22 protein-coding genes and 2 pseudogenes are annotated in these 20,105 nt (G+C 35.7%); 16 read left to right on the top strand and 8 right to left on the bottom strand.

Features of this window, described 5'->3' with window-relative positions; translation table 11 throughout:
• Window positions 1-487, bottom strand: a 487-nt coding sequence (locus tag PQF83_RS27990; RefSeq protein WP_134656542.1) for a DUF4158 domain-containing protein, incomplete at its 3' end; no start/stop codon positions are given.
• Window positions 488-634: 147 nt separating this feature from the next.
• Here PQF83_RS27990 and PQF83_RS27985 point away from each other — a divergent pair.
• The 3 genes from PQF83_RS27985 (at window position 635) to PQF83_RS27975 (ending at window position 2,871) form a co-directional block, all read left to right on the top strand.
• Window positions 635-1,210, top strand: coding sequence for a recombinase family protein (locus tag PQF83_RS27985; RefSeq protein ID WP_001226074.1), 576 nt, complete (start codon window positions 635-637; stop codon window positions 1,208-1,210).
• Between the two features lie 112 nt (window positions 1,211-1,322).
• Window positions 1,323-2,168 (top strand): AraC family transcriptional regulator, encoded by an 846-nt coding sequence (locus PQF83_RS27980; RefSeq protein ID WP_000383881.1) that lies wholly within the window; start codon window positions 1,323-1,325, stop codon window positions 2,166-2,168.
• A 127-nt stretch (window positions 2,169-2,295) separates the two neighbouring features.
• Window positions 2,296-2,871, top strand: coding sequence for a recombinase family protein (locus PQF83_RS27975; protein ID WP_033656251.1), 576 nt, complete (start codon window positions 2,296-2,298; stop codon window positions 2,869-2,871).
• A 254-nt stretch (window positions 2,872-3,125) separates the two neighbouring features.
• On the opposite strand, the gene PQF83_RS27970 is transcribed toward PQF83_RS27975, so the two are convergent.
• Window positions 3,126-3,578 carry a hypothetical protein gene (locus PQF83_RS27970; protein WP_000701227.1) on the bottom strand — a complete coding sequence of 151 codons (453 nt, stop codon included), beginning with the start codon at window positions 3,576-3,578 and terminating at the stop codon, window positions 3,126-3,128.
• Window positions 3,579-3,941: 363 nt separating this feature from the next.
• On the opposite strand from PQF83_RS27970, the gene PQF83_RS27965 reads away from it, so the two are divergent.
• A complete protein-coding gene (locus PQF83_RS27965; RefSeq protein WP_000475617.1) occupies window positions 3,942-4,640 on the top strand; it encodes an N-acetylmuramoyl-L-alanine amidase family protein in 699 nt (232 codons plus the stop codon).
• 372 nt (window positions 4,641-5,012) lie between these two features.
• On the opposite strand, the gene PQF83_RS27960 is transcribed toward PQF83_RS27965, so the two are convergent.
• Both PQF83_RS27960 and PQF83_RS27955 read right to left on the bottom strand, forming a co-directional pair.
• A complete protein-coding gene (locus PQF83_RS27960) occupies window positions 5,013-5,582 on the bottom strand; it encodes a histidine phosphatase family protein (protein ID WP_000957215.1) in 570 nt (189 codons plus the stop codon).
• Between the two features lie 25 nt (window positions 5,583-5,607).
• On the bottom strand, window positions 5,608-5,781 hold the full coding sequence (locus tag PQF83_RS27955) for an HIT family protein (protein WP_014315595.1): 174 nt from the start codon (window positions 5,779-5,781) through the stop codon (window positions 5,608-5,610).
• Window positions 5,782-5,895: 114 nt separating this feature from the next.
• On the opposite strand from PQF83_RS27955, the gene istA reads away from it, so the two are divergent.
• Together istA and istB are read left to right on the top strand one after the other, a co-directional pair.
• Window positions 5,896-7,149 (top strand): IS21-like element ISBce16 family transposase, encoded by a 1,254-nt coding sequence (gene istA, locus PQF83_RS27950; protein ID WP_000588560.1) that lies wholly within the window; start codon window positions 5,896-5,898, stop codon window positions 7,147-7,149.
• On the top strand, window positions 7,146-7,904 hold the full coding sequence (gene istB, locus PQF83_RS27945; RefSeq protein WP_000993737.1) for an IS21-like element ISBce16 family helper ATPase IstB: 759 nt from the start codon (window positions 7,146-7,148) through the stop codon (window positions 7,902-7,904). Before istA ends, istB begins: the two co-directional genes overlap by 4 nt.
• Window positions 7,905-7,930: 26 nt before the next feature.
• On the opposite strand, the gene PQF83_RS28640 is transcribed toward istB, so the two are convergent.
• Both PQF83_RS28640 and PQF83_RS27940 read right to left on the bottom strand, forming a co-directional pair.
• A complete protein-coding gene (locus PQF83_RS28640; RefSeq protein ID WP_078214948.1) occupies window positions 7,931-8,116 on the bottom strand; it encodes an HIT family protein in 186 nt (61 codons plus the stop codon).
• An 85-nt stretch (window positions 8,117-8,201) separates the two neighbouring features.
• Window positions 8,202-8,393 (bottom strand): annotated as a pseudogene (locus PQF83_RS27940) (helix-turn-helix domain-containing protein); the annotation flags it as partial.
• 322 nt (window positions 8,394-8,715) lie between these two features.
• Here PQF83_RS27940 and PQF83_RS27935 point away from each other — a divergent pair.
• Both PQF83_RS27935 and PQF83_RS27930 read left to right on the top strand, forming a co-directional pair.
• Entirely contained in the window at window positions 8,716-9,579 is an 864-nt protein-coding gene (locus PQF83_RS27935) for a helix-turn-helix domain-containing protein (RefSeq protein ID WP_000041618.1), read from the top strand.
• Window positions 9,580-9,632: 53 nt separating this feature from the next.
• Window positions 9,633-9,986, top strand: coding sequence for a VOC family protein (locus PQF83_RS27930; protein WP_000449611.1), 354 nt, complete (start codon window positions 9,633-9,635; stop codon window positions 9,984-9,986).
• A 45-nt stretch (window positions 9,987-10,031) separates the two neighbouring features.
• Here the strand turns inward: PQF83_RS27930 and PQF83_RS27925 are convergent, their stop codons facing one another.
• A complete protein-coding gene (locus tag PQF83_RS27925) occupies window positions 10,032-13,079 on the bottom strand; it encodes a Tn3 family transposase (protein WP_012477907.1) in 3,048 nt (1,015 codons plus the stop codon).
• A gap of 2 nt (window positions 13,080-13,081) precedes the next feature.
• A complete protein-coding gene (locus tag PQF83_RS27920; protein ID WP_000690663.1) occupies window positions 13,082-13,708 on the bottom strand; it encodes a recombinase family protein in 627 nt (208 codons plus the stop codon).
• A gap of 392 nt (window positions 13,709-14,100) precedes the next feature.
• Between PQF83_RS27920 and PQF83_RS27915 the strand changes: the two genes are divergently transcribed.
• The 8 genes and pseudogenes from PQF83_RS27915 to PQF83_RS27880 form a co-directional block, all read left to right on the top strand.
• Window positions 14,101-14,577, top strand: coding sequence for a DUF2975 domain-containing protein (locus PQF83_RS27915; protein ID WP_000820334.1), 477 nt, complete (start codon window positions 14,101-14,103; stop codon window positions 14,575-14,577).
• Between the two features lie 9 nt (window positions 14,578-14,586).
• A complete protein-coding gene (locus PQF83_RS27910) occupies window positions 14,587-14,817 on the top strand; it encodes a helix-turn-helix domain-containing protein (RefSeq protein WP_000974627.1) in 231 nt (76 codons plus the stop codon).
• Window positions 14,818-14,901: 84 nt separating this feature from the next.
• Window positions 14,902-15,633, top strand: a complete 732-nt coding sequence (locus PQF83_RS27905) for an alpha/beta fold hydrolase (RefSeq protein WP_001040756.1) — start codon at window positions 14,902-14,904, stop codon at window positions 15,631-15,633.
• Window positions 15,634-15,852: 219 nt separating this feature from the next.
• Window positions 15,853-16,357 (top strand): annotated as a pseudogene (locus tag PQF83_RS27900) (DUF421 domain-containing protein).
• 352 nt (window positions 16,358-16,709) lie between these two features.
• Window positions 16,710-18,203, top strand: a complete 1,494-nt coding sequence (locus tag PQF83_RS27895; RefSeq protein WP_000454745.1) for a phospholipase D-like domain-containing protein — start codon at window positions 16,710-16,712, stop codon at window positions 18,201-18,203.
• 247 nt (window positions 18,204-18,450) lie between these two features.
• The gene (locus PQF83_RS27890; protein WP_002029079.1) at window positions 18,451-18,999 is read left to right on the top strand and encodes a DUF421 domain-containing protein; all 549 of its coding nucleotides are present in this window, start codon (window positions 18,451-18,453) and stop codon (window positions 18,997-18,999) included.
• A 182-nt stretch (window positions 19,000-19,181) separates the two neighbouring features.
• Window positions 19,182-19,322: a hypothetical protein gene (locus PQF83_RS27885; RefSeq protein WP_000724271.1), complete on the top strand. Its 141-nt coding sequence runs from the start codon at window positions 19,182-19,184 to the stop codon at window positions 19,320-19,322.
• A gap of 609 nt (window positions 19,323-19,931) precedes the next feature.
• A partial coding sequence (locus tag PQF83_RS27880; protein WP_000216163.1) for a DUF1657 domain-containing protein occupies window positions 19,932-20,105 on the top strand: 174 nt, incomplete at its 3' end.

Below are 20,105 nucleotides of genomic sequence, written 5' to 3'. Positions count from 1 at the left end.
TGATAGCAGGCAGTATGATTTTGTTTTTTCTTAGAAAATCTATGCATTCATGTAGTAGATGAATGGCATCACCATTTTCCAAAGCCAATTGATGTAGGTGCTTAAATGTCATTCTATATTCTTTCAGAGTAAAAGTTACTAGTTTATATTCAATTCGAATTTCTTTCAAATGATCCCAAAGTGTATTGTCTCTTTGAGGATAAAGCTTTAGCGAGGATGGACTAGCACCGATTTGTTTTGATATATAATGTATGACTGAATCCGGGATGTTTTTGATATGAGTGTATGGCCAACCGGGATATCGAAGAACAGCTAATTGAACGGTGAACCCTAAACGGTTTTCTTCTCTCCTTCGCTTATTGATAATTTCTAAATCCCGTTTGGAAAAAGTGTAGTAGGTTCCTAGCACCCACTCGTCTTCAGGAATTTGCATAAGGACCTGTCGCTGTTCCGATGTAAGCAATTCTCTACCTCTCGCAACTTTCATACAGTATCATCTCATTTCTGTAATTGTTCAGTTAATTAGTTCAATTATAAATCAATAGAGTGTACTCTATTGATACAATTATAGTAGACTGATAAAATCATAGTTAAGAGTGTCTCATAAGACTTATCTCAAAAATGAGGTGATATTTTGCGGAAAATTGGTTATATACGTGTCAGTTCGACTAACCAAAATCCTTCAAGGCAATTTCAGCAATTAAACGAAATCGGGATGGATATTATTTTTGAAGAAAAAGTTTCTGGTGCAACAAAGAATCGCGAGCAACTTCAAAAAATGTTGCAGGATTTACAGGAAGGCGACATTATTTATGTTACAGACTTAACTCGGATCACTCGGAGTACGCAGGATTTATTTGAATTGATTGATTTAATACGAAGGAAAAAGGCAAGCTTAAAATCACTCAAGGATACATGGCTAAATTTATCAGAGGATAATCCATACAGCCAATTCTTAATTACAGTAATGGCTGGTGTGAACCAATTAGAGCGCGACCTTATCCGTATGCGTCAACGTGAAGGGATTGAGTTAGCAAAGAAAGAAGGAAAGTTTAAGGGGCGTTTAAAGAAGTATCATAAAAATCACGCAGGGATGAATTATGCAGTAAAACTATATAAAGAAGGCGGCATGACTGTAAATCAAATTTGTGAAATTACTAATGTATCTAGGGCTTCATTATATAGAAATCTATCGGAAAGAAACAAATAGTTTGTCCTGATTCTATCAAAAGGTGTATTTTTTCACCAACATTTTTAGGCATGAAATGTCGGTAATTATTATCTATTTTGTTTTAAAGTAAATATTGAAAGGGAGTAAACTTATGGATTGGCTAGAAAGAATGAACAATGCGTTAAACTACATTGAAAATAGCCTGGATGAAGAAATAGACTACAAAGAGATTGCAAAAGCAGCTAACTGTTCTGAGTTTCATTTTTCAAGAATGTTCTCTTCAATCTCAGGTGTATCGCTATCAGAATATATTAGACGAAGACGGTTAACACTTGCAGCATTTGAAATTCAAAAAAGTGATATTCGGATCATCGATGTGGCAATTAAATATGGTTATATTTCTTCTGATACTTTCTCACGTGCTTTTCAAAAAATGCATGGGGTAACCCCTTCCAATGCTCGTAATAGAGGGGTACAGTTAAAAGCCTTTCCCAAAATTTCCTTTCAAATTTCTATTAAAGGAGATACCGAGATGGACTACAGAATTGAAAACCTTGATTTTGAATTAAGAATTGTCGGAAAAAGCAAGCCAGTAAAAACAAGCAGAGCATTTAAAACAATCCCTACGCTTTGGAACACTGCGAAAAAAGATGGATTTATGCAAGAACTAGTAGATATGTCATGGGAAAATCCAAAATGCACGCTTGAAAGCCTTCTGGGGGTTTGCGGAAAAGAAGCTGCCATCACAGATGAACAATTTTCCTATTTCATGGGCGTAAGATACGATGGGGAATCCCCAGAAAATATGGAGACGCTTATTATTCCCGCAAGTACATGGGCAGTTTTTCCGAACATAGTGGATGCATGGAAACGTTTATATTCCGAGTGGGTCCCTACCTCCGAGTATGAACTTGCAAATTTACCGTGTATAGAATGTTATTACGGTCCGAAGCATAAACCAAGACACGAACTCTGGGTCCCTGTTATCCCGAAGTAAATTACATATTCAGTAATAGAATGCTGTTTATGGAGTAACGAAAAAAGAGCCTAATTTCTCAATTTAGGTGATGGGAAATCAGGCTTTTTATATTGGAAATTCCTTATCGTTGTAAATCCGCATTTTCCTGACGCCACCCCGTTATGTACGCGTCAGTTCGACTAGCCAAAATCCTTCAAGACAATTTCGGCAATTGAACGAAATTGGAATGGATATTATTTATGAAGAAAAAACTTCAGGAGCCACAAAAGATCGTGAACAACTTCAAAAAATGTTAGAGGATTTACAGGAAGGTGACATTATTTATGTTACAGATTTAACTCGGATCACTCGAAGTACGCAAGATTTATTTGAATTGATTGATTTAATACGAAATAAAAAGGGAAGCTTAAAATCACTTAAGGATACATGGCTAGATTTATCAGAAGATAATCCATATAGCCAATTCTTAATTACGGTAATGGCTGGTGTTAACCAATTAGAGCGAGACCTTATTCGTATGCGTCAGCGTGAAGGAATTGAGCTCGCAAAGAAAGAAGGGAAGTTTAAAGGACGGTTAAAGAAATATCATAAAAATCACGCAGGAATGAATTATGCAGTAAAGCTATATAAAGAAGGAAATATGACTGTAAATCAAATTTGTGAAATTACAAATGTATCTAGAGCTTCTTTATATAGAAAGCTATCGGAAGGAAAAAAATAAGCATTCATTACTTATATTAAAAATTTCCGGGGATTGTGAAACAACGTACCTAACCAAGCAGGCTATTTCTATAAGGAAGTATCAATATTTGTTTATCTAACTAGGCACGATCATCAAAGGGTTCCGAGTACATTTTAACGGAGATATACGCTAAACTCAGATTTAAAGCAAGGCTGTATTTTCCGAGAACACTTTATAAAAAACAACCTTAGTCAATCACAAACGAAGGTTGTTTTTATAAAGTCATGGTCTAATTAAAACAATTGCTGTCCCAAGAGCATACTTGAGACTGAAAAGGCACCAGCAGGTGGTAAAACATTAGTATATATGGGAGGTCCCAAACGGGGTGTAAAGGTTGTAGCAATCCAATTTCCATATTCACCAGCCAGCAAAGAGGGAGGTTTCATTATAAACCGTCCACTTAAAACGAAATGCCGAATGCTTATAGCGGTCTCATCAAATATTGTCAAGTTGCCAAAAAAGGAGGCATATGGTGAATCGAAACTTATTTGTTTAGCGCTTTCGTCCCAATACCCATTAATCGGAATAGGTATACCACGAAAATTAACTGTACCTACTACTTTGTTGTCTACAATGGAATCAATGGTAAGTATACCTCTAATAATGGATCTCCCCGCAATAGAAGCATCAATCCCCCATACGGATGGAAAGGGGATACTAACTTTGGCTGTCTTTGGAATTTTCAAAATTAACCTCTCCTTGATTATTTTATGTATGGATTGAGTTGTATTTAATCATAATCCTGTAGTAATGATACAGTATATGCACAGAGAATCACTTAGGTGTTTTGTTAAGAAAGAAGCATCAATAATCAATCAGCCTACTGTCTAGATGAAAAGAGTTTGCCTGACCCACGAAAAATATGGAACATTAAGTCCTGCTGCTCATACATATGGTCTCGCATTTGGAAAATTTCTTAGCTTTAAAATAAATCATCTGATTCAATGAAATGTAATGCCTATCATCACCTATTTTTATATGTACCTCAGACGAATTCCTATACCTCCGTTACTCTTCGATCATATTGTATTTGTACGAGGTGGTGTAAAATGTTTAAATTATATTTAGATCCTGGTCACGGGGGAGTGGACCCAGGAGCTATTGGCAATGGGATGCAGGAAAAAGAAATTACCTTAAATATTTCCCATAGCATCCGGAATCTCTTGGAAAACCATTATGAAGGCCTGCAAATTAAAATGAGTAGAACAGCAGATATTACGCGCAGCTTGAAAGAACGTACAGATGATGCGAATGCTTGGGGTGCAGATTATTTTCTATCCATCCACGTTAATGCATTTAACGGTTCAGCTCATGGGTATGAAGATTATATTCATAACAGTTTGTCTGATTCATCGAGAACAGCGTTAATTCGGGACATTATGCATGAAGAAATTGTCAAAGTAAATAACTTGCATAACCGTGGTAAAAAAAAGGCCGATTTCCATGTACTGCGAGAAACCAGAATGCCCGCTTTATTAACGGAGAACGGATTTATTGATCATGCAAGCGATGCCCAAAAATTAAGAGACCCGAATTGGCGGCAAGCGGTTGCCCAAGGGCATGTTAATGGGTTAGCACGCGCGTTTAATTTGAAGAGAAAATCGACTAATCTGAAAAGCAATATGGCTATTAAACGTGTAATTGTTGACGGTGTGCAAGTAGGTGCTTACGCAGAAGAAGAAAATGTGTTGAGAACTGTAAAACGCAACCTGAGAACAGCACAAAGGATTATTATTGAAAATGTGTAGTTTCGTTGGGAAAACGGTTGCTTGACTGCGAGCACCTTAAAGTTTTATCAAAATGGATAACTAGGCTGGATGAACAAAATATACGCTAAGCCTTTGATGTGACGGGCTTAGCATTTTTTTCTTGCTCTAAGTTAGTCCGGCCGATATAAGCCAGGACTAGCTTAATATCAGATGAATAGAACGAAGTTGTTGAGGGAATTATAGGGGTACAGCCAACATTTCGGAAGTTTTGTACGCTAAGCGAATTTTAACTAAAAAAAGTCGAATTCCTGTACGCTAAGGAACCGACTTTTTTTAACTGACTTGTTCAACTAAACAAGCTACCGTTTGAAATAGAACTTTATACTTCACTATTAATAAGGATTTCACAAGTTAAATTAAGTTAGAATCTTTCCATATTCTTATACAATTAACTAAGGTTTTTTTTTGGAAAGAAAGTTTATATATATCTGGCATAGCAAGCTTCTTCCAGAATTCAAAATCGTATTGTTCATCAAAATAATTCATCATTAGTACCATAATATTTCCATGTGTTCCTACAACAACATTTTTGCCTTCATATTTATCTAAAGCCATTTCAATGCCTTTAATTCCTCTTTGTTGGGCACTCTTGTTTGACTCTCCACCTTCCCAAGAAAAATCAGGGTTGTCCCAAACCTTTCTAATTGCTTGCTCAAAATCATTAACATCTTCCTTCGTTAGCTTTCTTTCTTTAAATTCATCTACAATTTGAATCTCCCTGCCCAGTGTTAATGCTATTCCTTCAACCGTTTGTATAGCCCTTAAATATGGACTTGAGATAACATGATCAATGTTTTCTTCTCTTAGTAACTCTTTGACTTTGTAAGCATCTTTTAGTCCTTTTTCTGATAAGGGTCTTTTTAATTCCTCTGGTGTGTAAGTAGAATGGGCATGTCTAACCAAATACAAATTTGTTAGCATTGGAACCTCCTAATAATATGTATAATTATTTATAAATCCTTTTTTGTGGAATCACTCCTCTAACACCACCTGTGGGGTCATTAATATCGTTAAAGTATCTTGGTATTAAGTGTATGTGACAATGAAAAATCGTTTGACCTGCTGTCTCCCCACAATTCACTCCAATGTTGTAACCTTCCGGTTTATACCTTGAATCCAATAATGATTTACTTCTCTGAAAACAACGGTGGTAAAATCCCTAATAACAACGGTGTGAAATTCCCCAATAATAACGGATAATTATCTCAAAAACAACTTGGAGTGTAGAGAGATAATGATCAAGGATGGGGAATTTTTTATGATTAAAGAGTATCACTCAAAAGGTTGGACTCAGATTGCTATAGCAGAATTAACAGGCTTTGATCCAAAAACAATACGAAAATACTTAAATCAAAATGAGTTACCAAAGAAAAAAAAACAACCTCACGGTAAATTGAAAACAAGCCTTTTAGATCCATATAAAGACTATTTATTAAGACGGTTAAAGGAAGGTACCACTAACTGCGAAGTGCTTCTTGAGGAAATTCAATCTATGGGTTATCCAGGAAAGATGACTATTTTAAGAGATTTCATCAGACCTTATCGCCAGAAACCAAAGAAACAATCGAGTATCCGTTTTGAAACACCTCCTGGAAAGCAAGCACAGATGGACTGGGCAGAGATTGGAGAACATGAGGTTGATGGGAAGAAACAAAAGCTTTATGTATTTATCATCGTTTTAGGTTACTCCCGTATGAAATACATGGAAATTACAAATACGATGAATATGGAGCAGCTAATGAAATGCCACATGAATGCATTTGCCTATTTTAACGGCGTTCCTGAACACATACTCTATGACAATATGAAAACGGTAGTCACCTTACATAGTCCAACACAAATACGTTTTAATCGAAAGTTCGAAGAATTCCTAGCTTACTATGGAGTTGTTCCGAAAGCGTGTAAACCAGCAAGACCACAAACCAAAGGGAAAGTAGAAAGTGCGGTTGGTTACCTTAAGAAGAATTTTCTGCAAAGAAAACAAAAGAATACACTTCATGAGATGAATGAGATGTTAAGTGGATGGCTGGACAAAGTGGCCAATAAAAAACCGAATCAAACGACGCTTGAGCCACCTCTACAGCGTTTTGAAGAGGAACAAAAACACTTATTACATTGGAATACGAGACCCTTATTCCCAATAAGTAAATGGAAGGTTACTTACGTAACGGAAAGCAGCATGATTTCTTATAATGATCGAAACTATTCGGTTCCTTATCGTTATAAAGGGATGGAAGTAAAGGTGAAGGAAACTCTTGATCATCATTTAGAGATCTATTTTGATCTAGAGTGCATCGCTACTCATCCGATTATTTCTGGGATCAATAAATCATTAACGGATATCAACCACATAAAGAACATAAAAAAAGAGCCAGATGTGACACAAAACGGTTTGGCGACCCGTCACATTCAGCCCTCTAATCATGAAGTGGAACAACGTTCACTTCACGTGTATGAAGAACAATTAAAAGCTGGTGATCACAAATGAACGCACAACTTATAACTGAACGTCTTAAGAAAGTTGGCTTGGTTTACATAGCCAATCAATTAGATGGCATCCTAGAAGATGCCTCTAAACATAATGTAACATATTCTGAATTTCTAAACACCCTTCTTCAACATGAAATTGAACACAAAGAAGGTGCAGCACTAGAAACTAGAATAAAGAAATCAAAGCTACCGTTTCACAAGACTATCGAAGACTTTGACTTCTCATTTCAACCAAGTGTTAGCGAACGGCGTGTAAAAGAAGTAATAACTGGTCGTTATATTGAGAATGGAGAAAATATCTTATTATTAGGACCGCCAGGTGTTGGTAAAACCCACTTGGCGATAGGTTTCGCTATCGAAGCACTTCGTCAAGGATACACAGCTTACTACACCCGGGCCGATGATTTCATTACTTCCTGCCGCAAGGCAGAACAAAGGGGAACCACTTCTCGCCTGGTCCGATCGTTAAGTAGGTGCGATGTACTCATAATTGATGAAATGGGATACTTTCCGTTTGATGAGTTAAGTGCAGATTTATTCTTTCGTATCATTTCAAAACGTTATGAAAAAGGGTCAATTATTTTAACCTCTAACAAATCGTATATTGAGTGGGGGAAAATATTTGGCGATGACGTCCTAGCAACAGCGGTTTTGGATAGATTGTTGCATTACTCCACAACTTTCAATATCAAAGGACAATCATTTAGACTTCGTGAAAAGCAAAAAGCCGGCATACAACCGGCCGTTAATTAGTAATAGGGAATTTTGGACCGCTGAAATTAGGGAAAATAGAACCGCTGTTGACATCTCAATACTAATTTATCTATTGAAAGTTTTTCTTCAATAGTTAAACCAAAATAATCCTCACAGTGTCTCTTCGGTACTATTAACATATGACCTTTATTTACTGGGAATTTATCATAAAAACATTTAGCTTTATCATTTTCAAATACAACACTTTCAATATGGCCTAGTCACAGGGTTGCTGCTCTAGTCCGTCAGATGATTTACATAAAATGTAATTTCTGCAACCGACTTACTGAGGCAACCCTATAGCGCCTTGTCTAAATACCTATACAGCGTGGTCTTACTGATACCAGTCGCCACTGTAATTTGCTTAATTGTATAGTCTTTACTCTTATACATCTTAACAGCCATTTCCACTTTATCTTCTTTCTTAGTAGGTCTCCCACCTTTCTTTCCTCTTGATCTTGCTGCTTGAAGACCAGACTTTGTTCGTTCAGGGGTCCCGCCAACCAAATGACATAAAACCCACGTTAAGACATTTTTTGGAATTCAAATCCTTGATTTAGGTACGCTAAGGGTTGTAACTAAAATGAATATTTTTGCTATAGACGGCAATATTAGGGTGAGTACCAGCGAAGCTGTCACCATTTGCAATAAGGATACGTTAAGATTACAATAAGTTGTTTAAGTTTAACACTTACAATACGCATATCCACCGTACTGTTTTAGATTGATAATATATATTTTCATACTTAGATTCCATTATTATGTATAATAAAGTTAAAAAAATAATGACGCCACTTATGGAGAGTGTATTATGTCAAAAAATGATTCTACCAATTTCGTTTTACATGCAAAAAGTGACCAATTTTACTGGGAAGGAATTGGCCAACTGTCCATAAAAACATTTTCAAATGGTAAAGCCCATTATAAGACTAATAAAGGCATGTTTGCTGTTGAAGAAAGTAGATACCTACTCCTTAATAAAGGTTCATACACAATTTCAATTGATGAAACGAAGGATGTGGAATCTTTTTGTATTTTCTTTAAAGATGGGTTTGAAGCCGAGGTCTTTAATTCATTAAAAGAAACAAACGATAATCTTCTAAACGATCCATTTATGGATACGAGTTCTATTGTTTTTTTTGATAAAACCTATCATAAAAATAATACTTTATCTTTTCAACTTGAAACTTTCAAACATATTTTACCTAGTCTCGAAATTAATTCTGTTGGTTATGAGGAACAATTTCATAAGTTAATGCAATATATTTTGAATGAACATTTTAATACATACAAGGAAGTTGAATCTTTAAGTGCAATAAGGACCTCTACACGTGAAGAATTATATAGAAGGATATGTATAGCCCATGATTACATAAGAGCTTATTATGACAAAACTATTAAATTAAATGACATTGCACGAATTTCTTGTCTATCTCCAAATCATTTATTAAGAACATACACACAAATATATGGTAAAACTCCTCATCAGCATATTTCAGAGTTTAGAGTAACAAAAGCAAAACAACTATTATCAGAATTAAGTAATAATATGACCGATATAACCTTTAAACTTGGATTTCAAAATCCTGTATCCTTTAGCAAAATGTTTAAGCAACATGTTGGCATATCTCCTAAAGAATATCGAAAAAAGGTGATATTGGATAAGAAAAATTAGGTAAAATAATTTATCCTTTTAATAATAAGATATTTTGAAGGGAGCAAATTTTTATGGAAACTAATATAATCCAAAAAATTGGACAAATTGGAGTACCTGTAAAAGATTTAAATAGAGCACTAGATTTTTATAAAGAAAAATTAGGTCTCTCACTTTTGTTTAACACTAATAGTATGGCATTCTTTGAATGCAACGGATTGCGTCTCATGTTAACACTTCCAGAAAAAGAGGAATTCGCTCTTTCAAGTTCAGTAATTTATTTTGAAGTAAATAATATTAAAGATACTTATGAACGCTTATTAGGTAAAGAAGTTACTTTTATCGACGAACCACATGTTGTAGCTAAAATGGGACAAACAGAAACATGGATGGGTGTTTTTGCCCATCCCCCCGAAAAGGTGGAATAAGGAGTACCTCACTGAAAGATTAGGGAAGTACTCCTTAAACATCGCTTACTCTGTTTCCGATATTACGTTTAATTGGGCTAATTCTTGAATAATTGCATCCAAATCAACAGACTCTTGTTGTATATTAAACTCGTATCTTCCATAGAAGTTAATATGTTGCCATGCAACTGGGGATATTTTTTTCATAACATCCGAATCTAGAGCCTTTGTTTCTCTGTAAGCCAACATATTAGATAAAATACTGGCATTGTAATAAATAATGCAATTGGAGAGTAAGCGACTGCATTCGCCCCAAATATGTTGATCATTTTCATTTTTGAAACGTAATTTTCCAAAATTGGCAAAGGATACTGCTTTGCGTAATTTATGATAACTTTCCCCTCGATTTAATGCCTTTTGAACATTCCGGCGTAAAGGGGGAGAATCAATATAATCCAAAAAATATAGACTTCTTATGATGTTATCGTACTCCCATAAAGCACGTTTGGTTTTGTTCTTCCGTGCATAAGCGCTTAGCTTACCAATAATAATGCTTTGTGTGGTTGTTTTAACTGCAAGGGATAACATAATTCGTTGAATATTTTCCCATTCCTCTATAATAAGATTCGTATTAATCTTTCGAACTGGCTTGATCAGGTTATCTCCATATTGGCTTGGATGTTTGAATCCGTAAAGAGATTTGTTGACCTTATCGTGAATATCCTTGTAGCGAGGCGCAAACTGATAACCAAAAAAGTTCAGGATAGCAAAATTCACTTCATTGGTTCCATGTGTATCCGTGGAATGCACATCAGGCTGAATATCAGTTGTGTTGTTAAATAAAATATCAAATACATAATGACTTTCATGCTCATTGGCCCCAATAATTCGAGCATTAACAGGGATATGGTTGGCTACCATTGTGTAGGAAACAATCCCTTTACCAAGACCAAAGTATTTAGGTGAATGACGGGAATTAATGGTATTGATTCGAGTCTCAACTTTCTGCCCGTCACTACTAGAATGAATCGTCTCCCCAATGTCATAATGTTTAAAGATTGGGAGTTTGGCTATTGCATTACTGATACAATCATTCGCTTCTTTTAAAGTCTCCAGACGAATAAAGTTATCAGATGTGGCAGCCAGTAACGGATAGCTAATATCAGAAATTTCCCCCATTCTCCCTAACCCCATGTTGGTTCCCCAAGCAATCAGACAGGCGACAAGAATTCGATTGTCTTTATTCTGTTTGGCATAACGTCCCAAGATGTGCTCAAATGAGTCAAGGAATTGACAGTGCTGTTGAACAAAATGCAAGACACTCCTAATGTCTATTTGCTTTAATGTATCGTAGAATGAGTGATTAATAGATTCTGTGTCACGAGTATAAGGTAATGTCCATCGGGTATGTGAACCCCGTTTTTTGATTTGAAGATGCTCATTTTTCCCAGATGAAATACTCTGGTTAACTTTAGTAATGCGATCTTCTAATCGCTTCTCAAGCTCCACTAAATGACTATGAATGGGTTGGTTGAAAATCGTCAGACCAGTGTCAGCGATCAACATTTCTTTCTGTTCCCATTGACGATCATTGATCAGGTCATCCTCAAAACTGCGAAATCGGATACTATCACGACAAAAAATATCTCCTGCTTCCAAACGGTTGCGTAGGAGGCGATAGACTAAAAATTCATATCGATCTGCTAAAATTGTTTTTTGTTCATAGATATAACGCTTCACACCATCGGATATGAAACCATTTGGCAAATCATCTGAGTGATATTGTCCTAACGCTTTATTCTTATTAAAAGCAGTTTTCATAAAATTCACTGCTTTAATTAATGGATCATTTGGTGAAGGAGCTACGAAATCAACCTGCAAAAATATAGGTCTTAAATAACGTTTAAATCGTCGTGCCTGCTGACCAATATGTTCCCATTGGAAGGCAGTTTCATCATATTTTATATTTGTAGTAATCTGTTTGGCTACGGATTCCAGTTTCTGACGTTCCAAAATAGTAAATGCACGGTCTTGAATATCCCTAAAGGGAGTATTGGCAGGAATATGATCATCAGTGAATATTTTAAGCAGTTCCCCTGCTTTTTTGATGTCTTGATTACTCTCTGTATAGCACTCGTAAACTCGTTCTTTTGCTGCTAATTTAGCTTCATCTGCATACCCCCTTACACTATATATGAGGGTATTGATCAGGTTGTCATGCATCCGTTGATAACGATGGGATACAAAACATAACAAATAGACATAAACAATCCATACATTCAGCCGTTTGAGCTTGTAGACAGAGTAGTAACTTACTAATGAAGCATAGTACTTGATGCTTTCGTTGGAAATACCTAACTTTGGTAACAGTTCTTGAGCAAGGTAATATAAATGCTGTATTTGTTTACCACGATTCATTTCAAGCTTTATTTCAGTGGCGCTAAAGTCTTTCGGTTCGTGTTTCAGTAGTGTTATTTCATACAGCCCTGAAGAATCTTCAAGTAATCGATCTAAGGATTCCATATCATTCTGTTTTAGATGATCCTGCATCAATGAAATTAATCGGTTTTGCTCATGGGTTATTGCCTGTCCTGTCATATCTTGCATAAAACTATAGCCAGGAACAACAATGCAGTTTTCAGACAAATAATTCATGATTTCTCGAAAGATGTAAATCGGCTTACCACAAAACGCCGCAGACTTTTGAGCTTTTTCCTCCATCTTACGCCGTTCTTCGGCACCGCAACTGTGGTAGTTAAATAATTTAAGAATCAATTGTTGTTGTTTTAACCTAGTGGACTTATCAATTGAACTCAAGTCATCAATTTGACTGTTGTTGAAATGTTCCTTCAGAATATATTGAAGATCCTCTTCTACCTCATGGAGGTCAAATGTAAAAAATAGTTGTCTGGCTTTGAAATAACCCAGTTGTAAAACGAAATAAGCCTTAGATTTGACAGAACGCAATGTGTGTAGCAGCTCTTTCTCTGGCTGTGAAAGAGAAAAATAAGAACAGCGATCTTCGTATGAGAAACCTGGTCTGTCATAAATGATCTTTACTTCATCTTCGCTAAGAATCCTCAACCGTTTTTGGGTAGTTGTATTATTCTCCATATTCATATTCCAATCTCAAATTCCCTGACTACTTTATAAAATGAGTTCTTTTTCAACCCAAGTAAACACATGAACTCAACGCCCGTGATCTCTTTATTTTTCCACTTCGGATAGTGAGAATCTAATAATTGGCGCTGTTCATGGGAAAGGGTCCGTAAATTAAGCTTTGGTCGTCCCAAATGTCTACCTTGAGATTTGGCGAGCGCTATGCCTTCGGCTTGGCGCTGTTTGATTTTTTTTCGTTCTTGTTCGGCCACATAAGAGAGAAGGTTTAGAAACTGATCTTCCATTAACTTTCCGATATCTCCCATCTCTCTATATTTACGACTATCAAATAACGTTTCGTTTTCCAACACGACAATATCTGCTTGAATGTTCCTTGTAATGTGTTTCCATTCATAGATAATCCCTTCGTAATCCCTCCCCAATCGATCTAGGGCATCCAGATAAAGGAGATCCCCTTTCCGCAGGATACGCTTCATCGTCTGGTAGCTGGGGCGATTAAAGTCTTTTCCACTTTGTTTATCAACAAAGATCATTCGCTCTTCGATGCCTAAAGCTAACATTTTTTTGATTTGACGTTCTTCATTCTGATCTGTAGATGAAACGCGAACATAACCGATCTTCACAATGAACTTCCTCCAGAAGATATATTTTCTTCTACTATTTTACTATATTTAGTTTCTAAAGGTATGACGATTTTAGTAAACGTTTATAAAAATATTTTCATAGATTTATAAACGCAAGAACCACCCTTTATTAGACAGGTTTTAAAAGTACACCTTTATAAACAAAAAAGAACCCAAAGAATTGAGTGTGGAATTTTTGCTCCACGTACGGACCATTTAGTTGAACAAGAGATAAATTAAATAGCTAAGGATTGTGAAGTATTTTATAATGATGAATGCTTTTTATTTTAGTCTAAAAATAAGAATAAAAGGGGTTGTTTAAAAAAAACAATAATATATTGCATATGGATAATGATTTATTGTAAAACGATAAATAAGTGAGGTGCATTTTTATGAAACGAGGAACAACTGTTTTTTTAAAGATAGCTGTTTTTCTTATTGGGATTACGGTACTCGCCTTGTGTATATTTTGGTTGCCTTGGTTAGCAAATGATACGGCAGAAATGTTTCCGGAGTTTGCTTTTTTGCAATATCCTGTATTAATCGGTTTGTATGTAACTGTGATACCATTTTTCCTTGCTCTGTATCAAGCTTTAAAACTTTTAAACTACATTGAAAATAACAATGCTTTTTCGGAATTGTCTGTAAAGGTTTTGAAATATATAAAATACTGTGCAATTACAATCAGTATCTTATATTTGATAGGGACCATCGTTCTTATGTCTCAAAACGCCTTACACCCAGGAATAGCAATTATCGGATTAACAATTATTTTTACTTCTGTTGTTATTGCAGTCTTCACTGCGGTTCTTCAGAAATTATTAAAAAACGTTTTAGATATAAAATCAGAAAATGATTTTACGGTCTGAGGTGAAACAGTGGCAATTATAATCAATATCGATGTGATGTTAGCTAAAAGAAAAATGAGTGTAACAGAACTATCTGAAAGAGTTGGAATCACAATGGCTAACCTTTCTATTTTGAAAAATGGAAAGGCTAAAGCGATTCGATTATCAACTTTAGAAGCTATTTGTAAGGCATTGGACTGTCAACCTGGGGATATTCTTGAATATCAAAGTGACATTGACAATCAAGAATCAACCATTTGATAGTTTAAACACATTAAGAAGGAATGTCATAAAATTGTTGAATTTTAACTAATGATAGTTGGCTAAAAGAGAGGAATGGACTAAATGGCTAAAGAAATGTTTGTGCAAATAAGTGATTGTAAACTATATGCTAAATTGATAGGGGAAAATAATGGAAAACCAACAATAATAATGGACGCTGGATATGGAGACTTTTCCAAGGCTTGGGATTCAGTAATTGGGGATATTTCAATGCTCTCTAATGTTCTAATTTATGATAGAGCAGGACTTGGGAAAAGTGAAACAAGTTCAAACCCCAGAACCAGCCGTGAGATGGTAAAAGAATTGAAGGAACTTCTTATTGAAGCCAATATTAAACCTCCGTACATATTAGTTGGTCACTCATTTGGTGGAGTTAATATGCGGATATATGCAACTGAATATCATAATGAAGTTTGCGGACTTGTCTTAGTTGACTCTACGCCTGAAGATTACAGAGAAAGATTTCTCCCAACGATGTCACAAGATTTTCAACAAGCATACAACAAGCAATTTGTTTATGAAGGCAATTATGATGAATTTATGGAAAGTCTAAAGCAATTAAAAGAAACCAGACTTAAATTAAATGTCCCATTAATTGTTCTTTCAGCTGGTAAGAAAGCTCATTATTCAAAGGAATCACAAGAGTTATGGAATGACATGCAGAGAGAGATTCTTGAAATATCCTCAGATGGTGAATTGGTGATTGCTGAAAACAGTGCTCATTTTATACAAAATGATGAACCAGAAGTAGTAGTTAGTGCGATAAAAAAGCTAATTGACATTTTTAAAAATTAAATTGTGGAGGATAATACTTAAACCTTAAACTCCCTCAGTTTAATACGATTTTCTCCCAACCCAAATACTCGCTATCGGGGTGCGTTAGTTTATTAAGTAATTTTATGGAAGAGGTCAGAATTTAGTTATTCCATTAAATGGCGCTATTCTTGCATAAGGAAGCGCCTTTTAACGGGGATTTGTTTTTAGGGAGATCCCTTAATCCACCTTTTCGAGGGGATGGGCAAAAACACCCAAGTTATTTTTATCTATATTGTGTTTATTGTAGCAGTAAATATTTTAGGGAAATCAGCTCTAGCCCAACTTACCCCTCATGATTTTGGAGCGATTCTTTTTTTATCTTAATCGAAAGTTAAAGGAAAGTAGATATCCTTTACCTGAGCTGTTGTCTAATTTAAGAACAACAGGATATCCGGATATTCACGATAATGAATATGCGATTTTGGAAGCAACAGGTGAAATTAGCATTTTTCCAAGAAAAGAATTAGTTCCTATTACTCCAAAAGATTTACATATGAAAGTGGAATACCGCGGATTACCCATAGCCGTTGTCATTGAAGGGAAAGTGCAAAAGCGTAAATTAAAATTTATCAACAAAAATGAAAAGTGGTTAAAGGAAGAACTAAAGGCAAAGGGATATCTTCAAATCAAAGATTTTTTTTATGCTGCTGTTAGAGATACCGATCATTCATTAACCATTAACAAAAAAGATGTTAACGACTAATTTTAAGACGATTTCCTCCCAATATAAATTAATGTTTTCTCTTATTTACTTCTTATTGCATTTACCACTTTCATTTTCCAAATTTATAAAAAATTATACCTATATTTAGGAATTTACCAGATGGTAATTTTCAAAATCACTAAGTCTCTAGTTAGGACAGTGCCCAGATCATTACGCCTTTCTTGATGTCAGAACTTTCCCAACCTTAATTCTCTTTTTTTCGTTCTTAATATCTTATACAAGTTCTTATAAAGGTAGTCCATAATATATAACAGACAATCCCTTCATATTCCATACGTATACTGGTTACATAGTTTGTACATGTTAAGAGTAACAGAAGGAGGGATTCCAGTTGGAGTGGATTTTTTATCTATACCTGTTAAATACGTTCTTTATCTTATTCATAGCAATTTGGGAAGTTCGTCGGCCTGCCAAGGCTTTGAATTGGATAATAATCGTCCTTTTTTTACCTGTCATTGGTTTCTGGCTATATCTTAGCATATCAAACCCTAAGTTTATTCATCGAAAAAGATTGACCTGTTCTAAAAATGAATCTAACAAATTACCTGAGACATTCGGTGCTTCAGCATCGGTAATTGCCAATGCTTTACGGCATTTCACTGTGAATGGGCTTCGAATGGGCCAAGTCCAAGTGTTTAACAATGGGATAGCAAAATATGATCAACTCCTTGTATCCCTGCAAAAAGCCCAAGAAACCATTGATCTGGAATATTTCATCTATCGGAACGACCAAATTGGTAATCGAATCACAGAACTGCTAATCGAAAAAGCATTAAATGGAGTGCAGGTTCGTTTTATGAGAGATAGCTTGGGGAGTTATAAATTCCCGCGTGAAAAAATCCGGCAGATGGTTGAAGCAGGGATAGAATGCAGGACAATATTTCCTCTGCGATTTCCCTGGATTTTGTCCAATTGGAATTATCGGGATCATTGTAAGATTGTGACGATTGACAGAAAGGAATCCTTTACTGGCGGTATGAACGTTGGGTATGAATATACAGGATTAAAGCCAGACGTAGGATTTTGGAGGGACACTCATTTGCAAATTATAGGGGAAGCAACAGGCGACTTGCAGACTGTTTTTGATGTTCATTGGGAAATCGCTGTGCCGGAAAGGATAAAATCAAAAACAAATTTGAAAACAAAATCAGAGGTAACGAAAATCAATTCAATCGGCAGAGCAGATCATTCCAAATGGTCAGCCGAATTGGGATCAGAGTTGAGCACCCTTGATGATAAAAAAATGGACATATCCGGAAAAACTAGGACATTGCATAAAGCGTATATCCATACGTTGGAAGGAAACCCTGGAATTCCTACCCCAGTCATTCGGCAAGCTTACTTTATATGTATAACACAGGCGACCAAGACTATTGATTTAACAACACCCTATTTTGTACCAGAAACGGATATTATCATGGCATTAAAGACAGCAGTAACTCGTGGTGTCCGTGTAAGATTGCTGGTTCCTCGCCACAATAATCAAAAAATCGTGGGTCTTGCAAGCCGTACTTATTACGGAGAACTTATAGAAGCTGGAGTTCAAATCTACCAGTACGACAAAGGAATGATACATGCGAAGGTGTTGACCATCGATGAGGAGATTGCTGCCGTAGGCTCAGCAAACTATGATATGAGAAGTTTTCGCCTGAATTATGAGGTGTGTCAAGTCGTGTACAGTGCTGATGTGACAAGGGAACTCACAGAGCAGTTCGAGAGGGATCTTACTGATTCTGTACCATTAAGAATTGAAGACTTGGTGCAACGATCCCTGACCGAGCGCATTGTTGAACAGGGTGCTCGCGTGCTTTCTCCATTATTATAAGTTGAAAAAACCGGTATTATTTATCTTTCTGATTTTAATTAGCTTACATGTTGTAATATAAATATTTTAAAACATGAGGATTTTTGAAATCGAGTGAAATATAAAATGGAGGAATAAATTTTGGGTGAAGTTTTTTTGGGTTTACTGGCAATCAAAGTCATAGTAGGTTTTGCAACTTTATTTTTTATCATTATCATAACAGGCAGAACATCCATCTATCAGTTAAACCCCGTTTCACTTAGTTTTTGTGTTAGTACTTGGAGATTTTTTAGGAAATAACATTTATGAAGATAAGGTAGGGATTTTTCATTTTTTATATGCCATCGGATTGTGGACGTTTCTTATGTTGGGAATAGAGTTTATGACTCTAAAAAATAAATCGACACGTTCTCTCTTATTAGGCAATCCTAACATCATCATTCGAGATGGTGTTATGGACAGAAAGTTACTTACAAAGAACAAATTGGATGTAAATCAAGTATTGAGTATACTCCGTCAAAATAATGTCTTTTCAGTTCGCGAAGTCAAATACGGTATATTGGAAGCTAATGGGCAAATAAGTTTATTATTAAAATCCAAGTATCAAAAACCAGATCTCAATCTTCCAGAAAGTCCAGTAGACCTCCCAACATCGTTAATTATAGATGGGGAAATTTTATGGGATAATTTACATGAACTCGGATTTGATCAACAGTGGTTAGATAACCAATTAACTACCAATGGATATGATAATGTAAAGCGTATACTTTACGCAGATTGGCGAGAGCGTGAAGGCATACATGTAAGTCCTAAATAAAATTTGTTAGGATAAGAGCACATCAATTTTCTTGGTGAATATAAACTTTAGTCTTCAACAATCAGGCGCTTTAATGAAGTAACTAAAGCCTAATTTTTCACTTATAACACCGAGAAATTAGACTTTTTATATTTTGGTTTCCTTAACGTTGTAAATCCGCATTTTCCTGACGCTACCCCGTTATGAAAAAAATATCCCCAGTTGCATGGCAACATATTAACTTCTATGGAAGATACGAGTTTAATATACAACAAGAGTCTGTTGATTTGGATGCAATTATTCAAGAATTAGCCCAATTAAACGTAATATCGGAAACAGAGTAAGCGATGTTTAAGGAGTACTTCCCTAATCTTTCAGTGAGGTACTCCTTATTCCACCTTTTCGGGGGGATGGGCAAAAACACCCAACTACTTCTCTTCGTCTTTTTACTACTCGTATACTTTTAGACATAATAAAAAAAGAGCCCCCTATCTGAAACGAATTTCAGACGGAAGCTCTCCGCATATGTACTATCATTATCTTCATTTGGTTACACGTAGCACCTTTTTACTATGCGACAATAATTCGCTAATGCCTACGTAGGACGTTTGCGGTTTGTTCCCGCTCAAGTTAAGCGTTAAAAACTCCGACAAACAGCTTTATACCGCACCCTAAAGCACATTTGGTTTCCTTTGTCATATAAGACGTGGTACCGGAAACCACCGCTCTATCCGACTGAGCTATGGGCGCATGATAATAGAAAACACTTCATTTTCTTCTCATAATAATAGCAATAAAATCCATCTAAATCAATAAAAATATCCCCGTAATCCTTTATGACGCTTAGTTATGAGTATATTAACAAAGCACCCCCCTAAATTTTCCAATCATAAATTCACCCCAACTCACAAATTATAATCTTTGAATTGATATTCCAAAGGGGGCTTCATTCAATGACTGTAATTACGAAATTAAAACAAACTGTTTCTGGATTAAAAAGTGCACAAGCTAGCTTAGAGGGATTCGCTCTTGATACGGATAACCAACAAGCTAAGCAACTTTTCCAAACAGCTGCACAGCAAACACAAACGATTATCGATTCTTTAAACCCACGCGTTGAAGAAGTC

The sequence above is a fragment of the Bacillus sp. FF-1 genome (assembly GCF_028548245.1).
Lineage (GTDB): Bacteria > Bacillota > Bacilli > Bacillales > Bacillaceae_G > Bacillus_A > Bacillus_A paranthracis.
This window is presented reverse-complemented; position numbering and strand designations above follow the sequence as displayed.